Origin of the sequence: Erysipelatoclostridium sp. An15, assembly GCF_002160675.1 — a bacterium.
Lineage (GTDB): Bacteria > Bacillota_I > Bacilli_A > Erysipelotrichales > Coprobacillaceae > Thomasclavelia > Thomasclavelia merdavium.
The window spans coordinates 1-17624 of sequence record NZ_NFLA01000038.1 but is presented as its reverse complement, the minus strand read 5'-3'; the positions used below and the strand labels follow the sequence as shown (position 1 = coordinate 17624).

14 protein-coding genes are annotated in these 17624 nt (G+C 28.8%); 8 read left to right on the top strand and 6 right to left on the bottom strand.

Going from position 1 to position 17624, the window contains the following annotated elements; genetic code table 11:
* Positions 1-4: 4 nt before the first annotated feature.
* Complete coding sequence (gene pheT, locus B5E92_RS11290; RefSeq protein ID WP_087302239.1) at positions 5-2395, top strand: phenylalanine--tRNA ligase subunit beta; 2391 nt, start codon at positions 5-7, stop codon at positions 2393-2395.
* Positions 2396-2437: 42 nt separating this feature from the next.
* On the top strand, positions 2438-4000 hold the full coding sequence (locus B5E92_RS11285; protein WP_087302237.1) for a hypothetical protein: 1563 nt from the start codon (positions 2438-2440) through the stop codon (positions 3998-4000).
* A gap of 2 nt (positions 4001-4002) precedes the next feature.
* Here B5E92_RS11285 and B5E92_RS11280 read toward each other — a convergent pair whose 3' ends face one another.
* The 3 genes from B5E92_RS11280 to B5E92_RS11270 form a co-directional block, all read right to left on the bottom strand.
* Positions 4003-5151, bottom strand: a complete 1149-nt coding sequence (locus tag B5E92_RS11280) for a nucleotidyltransferase (RefSeq protein WP_087302235.1) — start codon at positions 5149-5151, stop codon at positions 4003-4005.
* Between the two features lie 84 nt (positions 5152-5235).
* The gene (locus B5E92_RS11275) at positions 5236-5679 is read right to left on the bottom strand and encodes a threonine/serine exporter family protein (RefSeq protein ID WP_087302233.1); all 444 of its coding nucleotides are present in this window, start codon (positions 5677-5679) and stop codon (positions 5236-5238) included.
* A gap of 1 nt (position 5680) precedes the next feature.
* Entirely contained in the window at positions 5681-6430 is a 750-nt protein-coding gene (locus B5E92_RS11270; RefSeq protein ID WP_087302231.1) for a threonine/serine exporter ThrE family protein, read from the bottom strand.
* Between the two features lie 109 nt (positions 6431-6539).
* Between B5E92_RS11270 and B5E92_RS11265 the strand changes: the two genes are divergently transcribed.
* From B5E92_RS11265 to B5E92_RS11255, 3 genes are all read left to right on the top strand, one after another.
* Positions 6540-6986, top strand: coding sequence for a methylated-DNA--[protein]-cysteine S-methyltransferase (locus tag B5E92_RS11265; RefSeq protein WP_239406452.1), 447 nt, complete (start codon positions 6540-6542; stop codon positions 6984-6986).
* Positions 6986-7909, top strand: coding sequence for a DUF1848 domain-containing protein (locus B5E92_RS11260; protein ID WP_087302227.1), 924 nt, complete (start codon positions 6986-6988; stop codon positions 7907-7909). The genes B5E92_RS11265 and B5E92_RS11260 overlap by 1 nt, the downstream gene beginning before the upstream one ends.
* 78 nt (positions 7910-7987) lie before the next feature.
* A complete protein-coding gene (locus tag B5E92_RS11255) occupies positions 7988-9979 on the top strand; it encodes a penicillin-binding transpeptidase domain-containing protein (protein WP_087302225.1) in 1992 nt (663 codons plus the stop codon).
* A 24-nt stretch (positions 9980-10003) separates the two neighbouring features.
* Here B5E92_RS11255 and B5E92_RS11250 read toward each other — a convergent pair whose 3' ends face one another.
* The 3 genes from B5E92_RS11250 to B5E92_RS11240 all read right to left on the bottom strand — a co-directional run bounded on the left by B5E92_RS11250 (position 10004) and on the right by B5E92_RS11240 (position 13389).
* Positions 10004-11614 carry an FAD-dependent oxidoreductase gene (locus tag B5E92_RS11250; protein WP_087302223.1) on the bottom strand — a complete coding sequence of 537 codons (1611 nt, stop codon included), beginning with the start codon at positions 11612-11614 and terminating at the stop codon, positions 10004-10006.
* The gene (gene ahpC, locus B5E92_RS11245; protein WP_087302221.1) at positions 11614-12177 is read right to left on the bottom strand and encodes an alkyl hydroperoxide reductase subunit C; all 564 of its coding nucleotides are present in this window, start codon (positions 12175-12177) and stop codon (positions 11614-11616) included. Before ahpC ends, B5E92_RS11250 begins: the two co-directional genes overlap by 1 nt.
* Positions 12178-12372: 195 nt before the next feature.
* Positions 12373-13389: a LacI family DNA-binding transcriptional regulator gene (locus B5E92_RS11240; RefSeq protein WP_087302218.1), complete on the bottom strand. Its 1017-nt coding sequence runs from the start codon at positions 13387-13389 to the stop codon at positions 12373-12375.
* 317 nt (positions 13390-13706) lie between these two features.
* Here B5E92_RS11240 and B5E92_RS11235 point away from each other — a divergent pair, with 317 nt between their 5' ends.
* The 3 genes from B5E92_RS11235 to B5E92_RS11225 are packed head-to-tail and all read left to right on the top strand — an operon-like array spanning position 13707 to position 17498.
* Positions 13707-15203: a UDP-glucose--hexose-1-phosphate uridylyltransferase gene (locus B5E92_RS11235; RefSeq protein WP_087302266.1), complete on the top strand. Its 1497-nt coding sequence runs from the start codon at positions 13707-13709 to the stop codon at positions 15201-15203.
* Position 15204: 1 nt separating this feature from the next.
* Complete coding sequence (locus tag B5E92_RS11230) at positions 15205-16218, top strand: aldose epimerase family protein (RefSeq protein ID WP_087302216.1); 1014 nt, start codon at positions 15205-15207, stop codon at positions 16216-16218.
* The gene (locus B5E92_RS11225) at positions 16218-17498 is read left to right on the top strand and encodes a galactokinase family protein (protein WP_087302214.1); all 1281 of its coding nucleotides are present in this window, start codon (positions 16218-16220) and stop codon (positions 17496-17498) included. Before B5E92_RS11230 ends, B5E92_RS11225 begins: the two co-directional genes overlap by 1 nt.
* Positions 17499-17624: the final 126 nt, after the last annotated feature.

Genomic DNA, 17624 nt, shown 5'->3' with positions numbered 1-17624 from the left:
AATAATGGATATTAGTTTAAATTTATTAAATAGATATGTAAAAGTTGATGATCAAGATCCTCAAGAATTAGCTGATAAAATTACAGCTGTTGGTTTAGAAGTTGAAGGACTTCATCAATTAGCACGTGGTAATAACATGACTATTGGTTATGTTAAAGAATGTCAATTACATCCAGATAGTGATCATTTAAAAGTATGCCAAGTAGAAGTTCGTCCTGGTGAAGTTAAACAAATTGTTTGTGGAGCACCAAATGTAGCTGCTGGTCAAAAAGTAATTGTTGCTAACCCTGGTTGTGATTTAGGTGATGGTTTTGTAATTAAAGAAAGTAAAATTCGTGGACAAGAATCAAATGGGATGATTTGTTCAATTGCCGAATTAGGACTTGATCAAAGATTATTAAAACCAGAAGATAAAGAAGGAATCCATGTATTAGATAGTGATGCTCCAGTTGGTGAAGATCCATTAGCATATATTGGTTTAAAAGATACTATTTTAGAAATTGGATTAACACCTAATCGAGCAGACTGTATGGCAATCACTTCATTAGCTTATGAAGTAGCTGCTATTTTAAATCGTGATGTTAATTTACCAGAAATTAAAGCAATTGGTAATAAAGATTCTGATATTCAAGTAAAAGTAGAAACTGATTTATGTCCATTCTTTGGTGCTAAATTAGTAAAAGGCGTTACTACTAAAGAATCACCCGCCTGGTTACAAAATGCTTTAATTGCTAGCGGTATTAAACCAATTAATAACATCGTTGATATTTCTAACTTTGTTATGTTGGAAACTGGACAACCAATCCATATGTATGATTATGATAAATTAACTAAAAAACAATTTGTTGTTAAAACAGGATTTGATTGTAAAGAAGTAATGTTAGATGGTGAAGAGTATAAAATTGAACCTAACGACATTATTGTATCTACTGATGATGGTATTGGATGTATTGCTGGTGTTATGGGTTCTAATAGCACTAAAATCGATGAAAATACTGTAAATATTGTTATTGAAGCAGCAACATTTAATGGCGCAGCTTTAAGAGAAACAGCACGTCGTTTAAATTTATTGACAGATGCTTCACAACATTATATTAAAGGTGCTTTAAACACTGCTAATTCATTAAATGTTTTAGAAAGATGTGCTGACTTATTAGTTGAATTAGCTGATGCCAAAGAAGTATATAAATCTGTTACAACTGAATTAAATATTACAGATCATTATGTTGATATTACTACTGATCAAGTAAATGGTTTATTAGGTACTAATATTACTACTGATGAAATTGCTAATATTTTCAGTTCATTAAAATTTGAATACACACTTGAAGACAATAAATTTAATGTTTTAGTACCAACATATCGTAATGATATTACAATGACTGCTGATTTAATTGAAGAAGTAGCTCGTATTTATGGATATGACAAAATTCCAGCTACCTTACCAGAAATGTCAATGACAGTTGGTAAAAGAACTGATCAACAAGCTAAAAAGCATTATTTACGTAATTTATTAAAAGATCAAGGATTACATGAAACATTAACTTATACATTGACTTCACCAGCAGATGTTGATGATTTTAATATTTTCCATAAAAATGAAACTATTAGATTAGCTATGCCTTTAGGTGAAGAACGTAGTGTAACTCGTAAATCAATTATTGGATCTTTATTACAAGTAATTAATTATAATCAGTCACATAATATTAAAGATGTAAATTTATTTGAATTATCAACAACATATTCAAAAGATACTGAGTTACAAAATCTAGCAATTGCATGCTGTGGTGAATATAATGGATTAGCATTTAGACAAATTTCTTATCAAGCTGATTATTATTTAGTTAAAGGATTTGTAGAAACAATCTTTAAAAATTTAGGAATTGAAGGTTCAAGATATAAACTAACATCTGTTGAAACTGATAATCAATGCTATCATCCAGGTAGAAGTGCATATATTATGATTGGTAAAGAAATTGTAGGGGTAATTGGTAATATTCATCCATTAATGGAAAAGAAATATGGTGTTAAAGATGTATATGTTGTAGAATTGAACTTAACAGCATTATTAAATTTAAAAACAAGTAAAATTAAATTTAAAGATATTCCAATGTATCCTTCAGTTACTAGAGATATTGCTTTAGTTATGGATAAAGAAGTGCCTTCATATGATGTATGTCGTAAAATTATTCAGGCAAGTAAACAGTTAGTAAAAGAAACTAATATTTTTGATGTTTATGAAGGTGAACATATTGAAGCTGGTAAAAAATCTGTAGCAATTAATTTAGTTTTCCAAGATCCAAAAGGAACTTTAGACGAAGCTACTGTTAATAAAGCTATGGAAAATATTTTAGTGGCAGTTGAAAAAGAATTTAATGCAGTACTTAGAGGATAAGAGGTATATTTAATATACCTCTTAAATATTATGGGGTTATTTATGGTTGTTATAATTGTAGTAGTTATTGCAGTGATTGTTTTAATTGCAATTATTAAAAATGGATTAATGAAAAATTATTTATTTAATCAATATCAAATAGGAATAGTAGGGGTTGATCATGAACTTACAAAGGAATATATGCAGCTAAATCAAGAAAAAGCGATTGATGAGGCTACCTTTGATGATTGTGAAATGAATCTGGTTTTAAATAAGATCAATCATACTATTAGTGAAATAGGTAATGAGTATTTGTATAGTCGATTTTTTAAGAATAAAAATGATTTTAAAATGCAGGAAATAATCATTGAAAATTTAAATGATGAAGAGAAGTTAAAAAATGCATTATATATTTTAAATCGTTTAAACAAAGAATATATTCCAATATTATCGATTAAATCAAAACTTTTAAAATATCCATTTAAATTCAAATATCTATTTATTAGTTTACTAATCATTAATATATTAAGTATAATTTATACAATTTTTAATCTTGATTTCTTTTATATACCACTTTTATTATCAATTATTTGTATTTTACTTACTTTTCAATTTAATGGTAAATATGAACAGCTTGGATTACAAGTGGGAAGTATTAAAGGAATGTTATCTGCTAGTGAAAAATTGATGAAAAACGATCTTTTTCCTAAAGAACAGCATGCATCAATTAATCAGGCTATTCATTCTTTAAAATCAATGATAAGAGTCATATACTATTTTAATATGATTGAAAGTGTTGATTTTATTGGTATTTCTAGTTTGATTCGTTCAATTTTTTTAGTAGATGTAATTCAAACAGCTTGTTTACAAAAGCATATTGATGTTATTGAAAATAATGTTATAACTTTATATGAATGGATTGGTTTATTAGATACATGTATTACTATAAAATTGATTAGATCATTATATGATACTTGTATTCCTGAAGTAACTGATGAAAAAATGATTGAAATAGTAAATGGATATCATATTTTAATTGATAAACCAGTTAAAAATTCAGTTGTTTTAAATAATAATACAATAATTACTGGTAGTAATGCTTCTGGTAAATCAACTTTTTTAAAGATGTTAGGAGCAAATTTATTGTTATCAAAAGCATTGAATACATCTTTTAGTGAGAAATTTGTTTATTATCCATATGAATTAATTACATCGATTCATATGAAAGATGATTTACAAAATGGATATAGCTTCTATGTTCAGGAAATTCGAAGGTTAAATGAAATAACAGATTTAGCTAAAAATAAATGTTCTTTAATTTTGATTGATGAAATATTGAAAGGAACTAATGAAAAAGAACGATTAGTAATTGCTAATGCTATTTTAAAATATTTATTTAAACAAAATGCCATGACAATTGTTTCCACGCATGATATTACTTTAGCTTATAATTTTGCTAATGCTGATAAATATTGTTTTAATGATTTAAAGAAGAATAATGATATTGTTTTTGATTATTTAATTAAAGAGGGAATCTGCACTGTTGGTAATGCTGTAGCAATTGTTAAATCATTATCATTTGATCATGAAATTATTGCGGATATAGATATTGAAAAATCGGAGTAATTTTACTCCGATTTTATAATAGGGATACTTTTGTATTCCTTTTCAATTAGTGTTTGTGGCTGTTTTGATAAACATGATAAAAGCTTAGTTGCTTTAAACTCTATTTCTAAGCCAGGATGAAAATAGTTTGAATAATTAGTAACCAATGGATATTGACAGCTTTTTTTGATTTTATTTAGATAATTTTGACCAGTTTTATTCATTTTTAAAATTCGAAGATAGTTAATATCCATGGCTTGTTTAATTGTTTCTTTATCATTATTCATAAGAATATGAATTAACATTCGTTGAATTCTAGAACGAGTATATCGTTTTGAAGTCAGGCTTGATACGAATTGTTCCATATTATTAGCAGTGGCTATTTTTTCTTGAAGCAGATTTTCAATTCCTTCATCAACTAGATGAATATTTTTCAGTTCTTGTTTAGAAGAAGTAAGAATTTTATAACGTAAATATGGAAAAAAATCTTCAAAGAAATAGAATTCTTGGTAATCATTATAATTACAAAACTGATTAGAAATATCAAGATTATTTCTTAAAGCATTTCTTATAGCACTAGCCGAACTAATAGTTTCTATTTTTAAACTATGAAAGTCATTTGTTCTTTTAATACAATGAAGATTAATAGGATAATCATTATTGATAACTTCTTTTACATAAGATAAACCTAAAAGATCATTAGGAGTTGTAATAGTTTTATGCATTAATATTGACAAGGCCTGATTACAGGCATCTGGATAACGTAAGCCAAGTTTCATTTGTTTTTTTACAAGATCATCATATTCTTCTTGATTATTTTTAATTGTAATAGCAATATCTTTAAATACACCAATATCACCATTTTCACTACCAAAGACAATATTATTGACTCCAATTTTATTTAATAAATCAATAGCACCATATGCAAAATAATCAGCACTTTGAACACTATAAATAAATGGTAACTCCACTACAATATCAATACCATTTTTAATGGCTACATTAGCTCTGGTCCATTTATCACTAATAGCTGGCTCACCACGTTGAACAAAGTGGCTAGACATAATGGCAATAGTTACATCAGGTTTTACGAGCTCTTTAGCTTGATTTAAATGATATAAATGTCCTTGATGGAATGGATTGTATTCAACTATAAGACCTAGTATTTTCATTTTCTCACCTAATCCTTTGTTAAAGTATAACACAATGAATAATAATTGTTTATTACTTTTAATTAAGTAATAAAAGACGAGCATTTAGCTCGCTTTTTGAGATAATTTTTTTATTACTTTAAAAATAGTAGAAACTATTAAAATAGCTAAAGCTAAACTAGTAGAAATACCAATCGTATTTAAAAAGCTATCTAAAAATAGTTCACTGTTTCCTTGAATACAATAAAGCATTGTTTCATATATACCGCGTCCTGGCACTAAAGGGAAACAGCCAATGATTAAAAATACTGTTGCTGGAGCTTTACAAATACGAGCTATGATTTCTGAAAATAATGCTACTACAGTCATGGCGATAAAATAAGCCAAGATATCTTCGGTATAATTTTTACTAAGCAAATAAACACCCCATCCTAATGCACCACCAAACGAAGCAATAAAAGCAAAGCGTAAATGGTGATGAATTCTAAAGATGAAGGCAAATCCGATACATGCAAAAAAAGCGCTAATACATTGAATTATTTCTGCCATATTAACCTCCTAAAATCATCATTACTGAACCAGCACCAATAGCAATAAAAGCAGCAATTAATAATGCTTCAAGCATTCTTGCAGTTCCTGAAATGTAATCACCACCCATGATATCTCTTAAACTGTTAGTAATGGCTACCCCTGGTGTTAAAATCATTAAACAGCCAATGATAATTGCCTGAGAGTTAGCAACGATTCCTAAATGATAGGCAATTAAAGCAATAGCAGTAAGTAGCATACTTGATAATAAGGTACTGACTAGATTGTTGATATCTAAATATTCCATTAACAAAATAAAAAAATACAAAATAAAGCCGATTATTATTGCCACTAGTGTTTCATTAAGACCACCACCAAAAAATGTAGCAAAGAAACCAGTTCCAATACCGTAGCCTAAAAATACTAGCAAATAATTTGTTTTGATTGAATTAATACGTTTTATTTCTGATTGGAGATAATCTATTGCTGGTTTGTTTTGACAAGCGAAACGAACCAGGTTATTTAATTCATAAATTTTTTCTAAATTAATTCGGTTATGACGGCTTCTTTTTGATAAAGTGTAAGTCTGATTATAATTAATTAGAACACTTAAAGTAAAATATGATGGTAGGGCAAAAACTTCGACATTATCATAACCATAACTTTGACACATTCTGATTAATGATTCTTCTACGCGGTATATTTCAGCCCCATATTTAATTAATAATCTGCCAATTTCACCAATTACATTGATTAGTTTTTGTTCTTCCATAAGTAGTCACCTCAACCTTGAAAAGTATATCATGAATAATTGATTAATGATAGTTTAGAATGATTAATATTATTAAATTATGTTATAATTTTTTTGAGGTGATAATATGTTGAAAGGTTACTGGTATCATTTTTTAATTGATCTGCTGATAATTGAAAAAGAACAAAAAATTTATGCAATTACTCCTAAAGATGAATATCAATATATAGAAGAAAATACCCCTTTGATTCAAGAAGCAGCTAAACAATTACAGGAATATTTTAATAAGCAGCGAACAAGTTTTACTTTGCCTTTAGCCATGGAAGGTAGTGAATTTCAATTAAAAGTTTGGAATCAGTTATTAAAAATTCCCTATGGTAAAACTGCCACATATCAAAATATAGCTATGGCAATCGGAAATAAAAAGGCTTCTCGAGCTGTAGGGATGGCTAATAATAAAAATCGGATCATGATAGTAATACCCTGTCATCGTGTAATCGGCAGTAATGGCAGTTTAACGGGTTATTATGGTGGTTTAGAAATGAAGCAAATGTTATTAGATTTGGAGAAACAATAATGTTATTACAAGTATCAGGTCGCTGTGATATTTGTGCTATGTATCCAAAATGGTTGTTTAATCGGCTTAAAGAAGGTTATGTTCTCGTTCGTAATCCATATAATAATCAATTAGTTAGTCATGTTGATATTAGTCCTGATGTAGTTGACTGTATTTGTTTTTTAACCAAAGATCCCAAACCAATCATGCCATATTTAAAAACAATAAAACAAATGGGATATCAATATTATTTTATGGTTACGATAACACCGTATGATCAGGATATTGAACCTAATTTAAGAGCTAAATTAGAAATTATGAAAACATTTGTTTCGTTAAGTAAGATGATTGGTAAAAAGCGGGTAATCTGGCGTTATGATCCAATCTTATTAAATAAGCGCTATACCACAGAATTTCATTATCAAATGTTTGAAAAAATGTGTCGGATTTTAGCAAAATATACTGATATTGTAATTATTAGTTTTATTGATATTTATAAAAATATAGCTGGTAAATTTGATGAAATTGATGAAGATGATGTTTTAAAAATCGCTCAACAATTTGGAAAGATTGCTAAAAAATATCAAATAAAAATCCAAACTTGTAGTGAGAAATATCATTTGAAACAGTTTGGAATTAATCATGGCAGCTGTATTGATAAAGAATATCTTGAATCATTATTAAAAACTACTTTAAATATAAAAACAAATACTAATCGTAAACATTGTCACTGTTTAGCTAGTATTGATATAGGAGCTTATAATAGCTGTATACATGGTTGTAAGTATTGTTATGCTTGTACTAGTAATCAGATTTATAAAAACATTGGACTTCATGATGAAAATAGTCCCTTATTAATTGGTCATTTAACTGATGAAGATAAAGTAGTAAAACGGAAAGTTTGCTCTAATCAAGAAAGACAACTACAATTTGATAGCTTATAAATTTATAAAATATAGTGGAATAGGTAGGTTATTATCACATGCTATGTTATAATATTTTCGATAGAAAGGGGATAAGGTATGCTTTTAAGAAATAAAAGAAATTTAATAATCGCAGGGGTTGTAGTAATATGCTTAATCATTGTGACTGTATTTTTTATTTTCACTGGCGGTAAAAATGCTGATGATTACGTAGAGGATTATTTTGCATTACTTGAAGATAAAGATTATTCAAAAATGTATGATATGTTAAGCGATGATCCTAAAGTTGATAAAGATGTCTTTGAAGAAAGATATGCAAACATTTATGAGGGTATTGAAGCACAGGATTTTTCATTAAAAATCAATAGTGTTGAAGATAATGTTGTTGATTATAGCTTAACTATGAATACTGTTGCTGGAAAAGTAACTTCTAATAATCAAGTTAAAGTAACTGATGGAAAGCTAGCATATAATGAGGCATTGATTTTAGAAGGGCTTGAATCTGATTATCGTGTTCGAGTAAGCAGTGAAAGTGCTACCCGTGGACGAATTCTTGATCGAAATGGCAATGAATTAGCTACACAAGGTGAAGCTTATGAAGCTGGATTGGTTCCAGGAAAATTAAATGGTGAGGCTGATTATGAAAGAATTGGTTCTTTATTAAATATGTCAAGCGCTGAAATAAAAGATGAAATGAGTGCTTCATGGATCAAAGATGATTCTTTTGTTCCTTTAAAAGAGTTTGCAAAAGATAGTTCAGGACAAGCACTGGTTAATCAATTAATTGCAATACCAGGAGTGAAAGTAAATACTACTACAGTTCGTTATTATCCTTATGGCGAAGCTACTTCACATTTAACAGGATACTTGCAACAAGTAAATGCTGAAGATTTAGAAAAACATAAGGGTGAAGGTTATGATGAAAGTTCATTAATTGGACGAAGTGGCATTGAAGCAGCTTATGAAGCTGATTTAAAAGGCAGTGATGGTCATGAAATAAGAATTGTAGATGAAGATAACGAGTTAGTAAAAACTGTTGCTAGTAAAGATGTTGAAGATGGTAAAGATATTACTTTAACCATCGATGTTACATTGCAACAATCATTATATAATGAGTATCAAAATGATCAAAGTGCTTCAGTTGCTATGAATCCTAAAACAGGCGAAATCCTGGCATTAGTATCGACACCATCATTTTCTAGTAATGATTTTATTTTAGGATTTGACAACGAGCAATGGCAAGCATTAAATGATGATGCTAGTAAACCTTTAACTAATCGTTATCGTTCAACTTTTGTACCGGGTTCAAGTATGAAACCAATTACAGCAGCAATTGGTCTTGATTCTGGAGCAATCGATCCTGATAAAGATTTAAAGGCAGAAGATAGATGGCAAAAAGATTCTAGCTGGGGTAATTATTATGTTACAACTTTACATGCGCCAACACCTAATAATTTAAGAAATGCTTTAATTTATTCTGATAATGTTTATTTTGCTAAAGCAGCAACTAATATTGGCAAAGATGATTTAATTAGTGGTTATGATCGTTTAGAAATTGGTTCTAAAATTCCATTTGAATTATCATTAAATGCTTCACAATATCAAAATAAAGATAGTGATTTCGATGACCAGCAATTAGCTGATAGTGGTTATGGTCAAGGAGAATTGTTAATGAACCCAGTTCAATTAGCTGCTATTTATAGTGCTTTTGTAAATGAAGGTGATATCATTCAACCATATTTAATTATGAATGAAAAACCAGATCAAATGTGGGTTGAAAATGCGTTTACAAAGGATACAGCTAATACAATTAAAGATGATTTAATTGGGGTAATTAGTGATAGTAATGGTACTGGACATGCTATTTATCATAATGATATTGAATTAGCAGGTAAAACAGGAACTGCTGAAATTAAAGCTTCTCAAGATGATACTACTGGAACAGAATTAGGATGGTTTACAGTAATGACAACTAATAGTGATAATCCAATCTTAATTACAACAATGGTTGAAAATGTTAAAGATCGTGGTGGTAGTGGCTATGTAGTTGATCATATGCAAGCACCATTAAATAGTTATTTATATAAATAAAAAGAATGTGCAATCACATTCTTTTTATTTTAAAATTTCAACAATTTGACTGATGTCTTTTTTTCCAAAATAAACATCTTTATCATTGATAACCATGCATGGAACAGACATGATATTATATTGTTCTTTTAGATTTGGAAAATGTGCTAAATCAAACATCTGTGCTTCAACGTTTTTGTTTTCAATTGCAATGCGTTGTGTAGCCATTACTACTTCAGGACACATTGTACATGAAAGCGAGACAATTACTTTAATATCAATTGGTTTTTCAATACTTTGGATTTGCTTTAATATGTCTTGTTGTAACGGTTGTTTAGCTCCGGCAGTGTTATAAACAGCTATTACAAAAGAATTAAATTCGTGTCCACCTGGTATACCATGATAAGCAATATTTAAATAATTATCATCTTGATCATAAAAACTAATTGCAGCAATAGATGAAGATGAAACAACTGTATATGATAATTTATCACTTAAAGTTACAAATTCTTCTAAAAAACCTTTCATTTCATTTGCTAACTTACTACCATCATCATAGCATTTTAGAATTAAGTTTCTTTCTAATTTATCAAAAATTGGTTTTAACTGTGCTTTGATTTGTGATGAAATAAAGTAATTATTTTCGTCAACATCACTATTATCATTATTAGTAGTATCATTTTTAAGTTCAATCTTTTTTGATTTTAAATTGTGTTCTTGAACGATTGTAGGGATATATTTTTCTAATGATGTTGCTGCTTTGGCTCCATCACTTACAGCAGTAACTACTTGTCTTAAGTCTTTGACACATACGTCACCAGCTCCGTATACACCAGGACAAGAAGTTTTTTGGTTTTCATCAACTATTAAATTTCCAGTTTCGTTTAGTTCTACTTGATCTTGGAATAACGATGTTGCTGGTTGATAACCGGCAAATACGAAAACACCGAATGTATCATTATCAGGGGCTTGATATTGCCAGGTTTCTCCAGTTTTATTATTTTTAAATGTTGCTTGTTGAAGCTGATTTGTTCCATTGACAGAAACAATTTCACTATTATAATGAATATCAATTTTAGGATGCTGTTTAGCTTGATCGCTTACTTGTTTAGCGCATGTAAAATCATCTTCACGGACAATGATAGTAACTTTTCGTCCATATTTAGTTAAAAATACCGCTTCTTCAGCAGCTGCAAAACCACCGCCAATAACAAAAATATCTTTACCTGTAAAAAATTCACCATCACAAGTAGCACAATAAGCCACACCGCGACCTTGAAATTCTTTTTCACCAGGGAACCCGATTTTACGTGGATGACTACCAGTAGCTAATACAATGCCAGCTGCTTTAAATTCGCCTTTATCAGTATTTATCACCTTTACTGGCTGTTTTAAATCTAGTTTTGTTACATTAGCGATTAAAAACTCTGCCCCAAAATTACGTGCTTGTTGGTACATTTGTTCAGTTAATTCTTTACCACTTGTTTTTAAAATTCCTGGATAATTAACAACTTCTGAAGTAATTGTAATTTGACCACCAATTTTTTCTTTTTCAATAACTAATACTGAAAATTTAGCTCGTGCTAAGTAAATAGCAGCTGACAGTCCAGCTGGACCGCCACCTACTATAATTGCATCATAAAGATTATTAGTCATTAAATCAGTCCTACTAAATCTAATGATGGTTTAAGTGTTTCTTCGCCAGGTTTCCATTTTGCAGGGCAAACTTCGTCACCATGTTCATAAACAAATTGACTAGCTTGTACGCGACGGAATAATTCTTCGGCATTACGACCTACATTACCAGCAATTACTTCATACATTACAATTTTACCTTCAGGATTGATAATAAAACTTCCTCTTTCAGCCATTCCATCAGCTTCAATATATACATCTAGATCTTTAGCTAATTTAGCAGTTGGATCAGCTAACATTGGGTATGTAATTTTTTTGATTGTTTTAGAAGTATCGTGCCAAGCTTTATGGACAAAGTGTGTATCGCATGATACTGAATAAATTTCACAATTGATTTTTTTGAAATCTTCGTATTTATTTGCTAAATCTTCTAATTCAGTTGGACATACAAATGTAAAATCAGCTGGATAGAAAAATAAAACATTCCATTTTCCTAATAAATCTTCTTTTTTTACTGTTTTAAATTCATTTTCATGAAAGGCTTGAGCCTCAAAATCTGTTATTTCTTTTCCTATTAATGACATAATTATTCTCCTTTTCTTTAAATAATTGTTAGACTTTTCTAACTATCTTAATTTTAACACGTGGTAATAACTAACACAAATATTATGCACTTTTTATTTTTTTATAAACTAAATAATAAAAAAAAGTTCAACGAATATTGAACTATATAACGAAAATTTTTCAAAAATAAAACAAGGCTATTTTAGTAGTATTAACTACTTATTTACAGCCTTGTTTTTTATAACTTTACATGATTCACGTTCAATTAGTGTACATGGAAGAACAATTTTCATTGGTGCTGGAGAACTGTATTTGCTTAAAATATGATAAACAATACTAGCTCCATATTCTCCCATCAAAGTCGCTGGAGCATAAACCGTTGTTAGTGGGGGATTAGTAAAACTTGCAGCTTTGATATCATCAAAACCGATTAGTGAAATATCTTCAGGTACTTTAATGTTATGTTCCAATAAAGCTCTTAAAGCGCCAATTGCAATAGGATCACTAGCACAGAAAATTGCTGTTGGCAAATCTTTTTTACTAATCATTTCCACCATCATTGTATAACCAGATTCAGTAGTAAAAGCATCTTCATATAAATATGTTTCATAAGTAATGTTATGATCATTACAGTATTTGATAAATACTTCTTTTCTTGGATCAGGATAAATAGTATTATCATCAAGAAGTTCTTTTCCACCTAAAAAACCAATTTTTTGATGATTAGATAATTGAAGATAATCCATTGCTTCTTTAATAGCAGCTTCAAAATCTAAAGTAATGGTTGTATCATTACGATGTGAACTAACCATATCCAAGAATACAATTTTATTAGATATTTTCTTAAATTTGACGATTTCATCATTACTGAATTTTCCAATGCAGACAAGACCGTCAACATTTTTTAAAGCATCTAAATAATTTAAATCCGTTTTAAAAGTACGGATAACATTTATATTATTTTGCAAACAAAAATTTTCGATTCCTTGACGGATTTGTAAATAGTAAGGATCATCAATTTCTTGTTGCAAAGAATACCATTGAACGATACCAAGAGTAAAGTCACCTTTATTTGCTTTTCTTTTTTTAGTATAATTTAACTTTTTGGCAGCATTTAAAACAGCTTGTTTAGTTTCTTCTGGGACAGATAAGGTCTTATCATTGTTTAAAATACGTGAAACTGTCGCACTAGAAACATTAGCCAAATTTGCAACGTCTTTAATAGTGGCCATCATTTTCCTCCTTGATTCAAAGGTTATTATACCCTATTTTTAGTATTTATGAAAGTTTAGATGAAAGAAATTATTCAGTAATTAAGGGATTTTATTAAAAAATATGTAATATTGTGATTTGATTTGTTTTTGAAAGAGTGTAAATTTTGAAGCTAAATAAATATGTTAAAAATATATCACAATTTCATTATAAACCAAGGGTAAAGTTTAGTCAATATATCAAGTAAACATTTACTAATAATTTAGTAAAAATAATTGACATTATCTTATTATTGGATTACAATATAAATGAAAAAGGGAGGAAAAATATGATATCAATTAACTATGAAATTAACAGATTAATTCAATTTGCACTTGAAAAGAAAATGATTACTGAAGATGAGATGGATTATTCAGTAAATCTTTTATTAGATTTGTTTAAAGAAAGTGATTTTAAATATGAAGACGTAAATGAACCTTTACCTCTAGCAACTCCAATTTTAGAAAATATGCTTGATTATGCAGTAGCAAAAGAATTAATTGAAGATACAGTTACTGTTCGTGATTTGTTTGATACAAGAATCATGAATTGTATTATGCCAAGACCACATACGGTTATTGAAACATTTAAAGAAAAATATGCTTTAAGTCCAAAACATGCAACTGATTATTATTATAAATTATCAATTGCTTCAAATTATATTCGTAAAAGCAGAACAGATAAAAATATTATTTGGAAAAAATATGTAAAATATGGTGATATAGAAATTTCTATAAATTTATCTAAACCAGAGAAAGACCCTAAAGAAATCGCTAAAGCTAAAACAGTGAAATCTACCGGGTATCCAAAATGTTTATTATGTAAAGAAAACGTAGGTTTTAGTGGTGATTTAAATCGAGCAGCTCGTCAAAATCACCGAATTATTCCATTAACTTTAAAAAATGGTAATTACTATTTACAATATTCACCTTATGTTTATTACAATGAACATTGTATTGTTTTAAATAAAGAACATAAACCAATGGTAATCAATCAAGAAACTTTTGAAAACTTATTTTCTTTTTTAGATATTTTCCCACATTATATGATTGGCTCAAATGCTGATTTACCAATTGTTGGTGGTTCTATTTTAAGTCATGATCATTATCAAGGTGGTAACTATGAGTTCCCAATACAAAGAGCTGAAGTCTTAAAAACATTAACTTCAGATGATTATGAAAATACAATAATTGAAGTAATTAAATGGCCGCTTTCAACAATTAGATTAACATCAGAAAGTAAAGATGAGTTAATAGCTCTTTCAAATAAAATATTAGAAGCATGGCGCAATTATAATGCTCCAGTACTTGATATTATTAGTCATACTGGTGATACTCCTCATAACACCATTACACCAATTGCTCGTAAAAAAGGTGATAAATATCAAATTGATTTAGTATTAAGAAATAATAGAACAAGTGATCAGTATCCAGATGGTATCTTCCATCCACATCAAGAATCTCATCATATTAAAAAAGAAAATATTGGTTTAATTGAAGTTATGGGATTAGCAATCTTACCAGCCCGTTTAAAAGATGAATTACAACTATTAAGTGATTGTTTATTAAATAAGATCAATATTAAGGATTATCCACAATTAGAAAAACATTATGACTGGTATTTAAAATTATTAGATGAATTTACTATTACTGAAGATAATGTTACAGATATTTTAAAAGAAGCAGTAGCAATTAAATTTGTTACCGTATTAGAAGATGCTGGAGTGTTTAAAATGGACCAGCAAGGAATTGATGCTTTAACCAGCTTTGTAGAAATGGTTTTGAAAGGAGAATAAAATGATAAAAGTAATTGAAAAAATAGATGATCAAATAGATTTAATTCAAATGAAAAATGATAATTTAGAGATCGTTGTATCTAACTATGGTTGTACAATTGTTAAAGTTATGATGAATGATAAATCTGGAAATATTGACGATGTAGTATTAGGATATGATAACTTTTCTGATTATCAAACCAAAGATGCTTATTTAGGAGCTTTAGTTGGTCGGACAGCTAATCGAATTGGTAAAGGAGTTTTTACTTTAAATGGTACAACATATCATTTACCAATAAATAATGGTCCTAACTGCTTACATGGTGGTATTAAAGGATTTTCTTATCAAGTATTTGATTACAATATAATTGATGATAAAACTATTGAATTTAGTTATTTATCTAAAGATGGCGAAGAAGGTTATCCTGGTAATTTATCTTTTAAAGCATATTATACTTTAGAAGATAAAACGTTAACAGTTCGTTATCATGCAACTAGTGATCAAGATACAATTATTAATATTACAAATCATTCATATTTCAATTTATCTGGCGCTAAAGAAGATATTTATGATCATTTATTACTAGTTCATAGTGATAAATATGCTTGTGTTGATGGTGATGGTTTACCAACAGGAAAATTCAACGCTACTAAAGATAGTGCTTTTGATTTTAGTACACTAAGAAGAATTGGTGATCAAATTGATAGTGATGATGAACAATTAAAATTAGGTGCTGGTTATGATCATCCATTTATTTTTAATCAAGATCATGATCAAGTGGTACTATATCATGAAAAAACTGGAAGAAAATTGACAGTTAGTACAACTTTACCAGGAGCACAAATTTATAGTGCTAACTATTTAGACGGTAGAGTTGGTAAATATGGTATTGCTTATCCTAGAAGATATGCAATGTGTATTGAAACTCAAAATCTTCCTGATGCAATTAATATTGAAGAAAACCCAACTACAATTTTAAAGAAAGGAGAAGTATATGATGAAAGTACATCATATACATTTGAAGTAATAAAATAATGAAAAAAGCAACAAAATTAATCAATGATTTAAAAAATAATAAATATGATGAATTATTAAATGATTTATATGTCGATGAAAGTTTATTAGAATATCAACGTAATCGCTATGTAGCTGCTGTTGAAAAATATATTTCATTATATGGTGATAATGAAGTTGAAATTTATAGTGCTCCAGGTAGAAGTGAAGTTGGCGGTAATCATACTGACCATCAACATGGTTGTGTATTAGCTGCAGCAATAAATTTAGATGCTATTGCAGTTGTTGGTAAAACTGAACGAGAAATTAAAATTTTATCTGATGATTTTGATATTAAAGCTATTGATGTAAATGATCTAGCAGTTAAACAAGAAGAAGCTGGAACTTCTGAAGCTTTAGTTCGTGGTGTTTTAGCTAAATTAAAAGAATTAAATTATCAAATTGGTGGATTTAATGCTTTTATTACAAGTGATGTTATCATGGGAGCTGGTCTTTCTTCTTCAGCTGCCTTTGAAACAATTATTGGAACAATTTTATCAGGATTATATAATGATATGACAGTAGATCCAGTTTTAATTGCGCAAATTGGACAATATGCTGAAAATGTTTATTTTGGTAAACCATGTGGTTTGATGGATCAATGTGCTAGTTCAGTAGGTAGCTTAATCAATATTGATTTTAAAGATATTGATAAACCAGTTGTAAGAAAAGTTGATGTTGATTTTTCTAAGTTTGAACATAGTTTATGTATCGTTGATACTAAAGGATCGCATGCTGATTTAACTGATGAGTATGCAGCTATTCCAGCAGAAATGAAAAAAATCGCTAATTACTTTAATAAAGAATTTTTACGAGAAGTTGATGAACAAGAATTTTTTGATAATATCGCTAAAGTTCGTGAAATCGGTAATGACCGTGCTGTATTGAGAGCAATTCATTTATTTACAGAAAATAAACGAGTTGACTTACAAGTAGCAGCATTAAATGCTGGTGATTTTGATGAATTTAAACGTTTAATTAAAGCTTCTGGTGATAGTTCATATAAATTCTTACAAAATGTTTATGCAAATAGTGATGTTTTCAATCAAAGCGTTTCTATTGGTTTAGCAATGTCTGAAAAAATCTTAGGTGATAATGGTGTTTGTCGTGTTCATGGTGGTGGTTTTGCTGGAACAATTCAAGCATTTGTAAAAGACAGTTATGTTGATACGTATAAAACAGAAATTGAAAAAGTTTTTGGTAAAGATTCTTGCCATATTTTAAAAGTACGTAAATATGGTGGTAAAAAAGTTGTTTATTAGTAGTATTTAAGGGGCTGTAACGACTTATAGAGAAAAAAAGTAGTAAAAAACGCAAAAATGTACGAGGAATCGTACATTTTTTTGGTATAATTGAAATATGAAAACTAATAAATTATACAAGAAAGA

Coding starts and splice junctions, on each gene's coding strand:
- pheT (WP_087302239.1), top strand. CDS start 5: ATGGATATTAGTTTAAATTTATTAAATAGATATGTAAAAGTTGATGAT.
- B5E92_RS11285 (WP_087302237.1), top strand. CDS start 2,438: ATGGTTGTTATAATTGTAGTAGTTATTGCAGTGATTGTTTTAATTGCA.
- B5E92_RS11280 (WP_087302235.1), bottom strand. CDS start 5,151: ATGAAAATACTAGGTCTTATAGTTGAATACAATCCATTCCATCAAGGA.
- B5E92_RS11275 (WP_087302233.1), bottom strand. CDS start 5,679: ATGGCAGAAATAATTCAATGTATTAGCGCTTTTTTTGCATGTATCGGA.
- B5E92_RS11270 (WP_087302231.1), bottom strand. CDS start 6,430: ATGGAAGAACAAAAACTAATCAATGTAATTGGTGAAATTGGCAGATTA.
- B5E92_RS11260 (WP_087302227.1), top strand. CDS start 6,986: ATGTTATTACAAGTATCAGGTCGCTGTGATATTTGTGCTATGTATCCA.
- B5E92_RS11255 (WP_087302225.1), top strand. CDS start 7,988: ATGCTTTTAAGAAATAAAAGAAATTTAATAATCGCAGGGGTTGTAGTA.
- B5E92_RS11250 (WP_087302223.1), bottom strand. CDS start 11,614: ATGACTAATAATCTTTATGATGCAATTATAGTAGGTGGCGGTCCAGCT.
- ahpC (WP_087302221.1), bottom strand. CDS start 12,177: ATGTCATTAATAGGAAAAGAAATAACAGATTTTGAGGCTCAAGCCTTT.
- B5E92_RS11240 (WP_087302218.1), bottom strand. CDS start 13,389: ATGGCCACTATTAAAGACGTTGCAAATTTGGCTAATGTTTCTAGTGCG.
- B5E92_RS11230 (WP_087302216.1), top strand. CDS start 15,205: ATGATAAAAGTAATTGAAAAAATAGATGATCAAATAGATTTAATTCAA.
- B5E92_RS11225 (WP_087302214.1), top strand. CDS start 16,218: ATGAAAAAAGCAACAAAATTAATCAATGATTTAAAAAATAATAAATAT.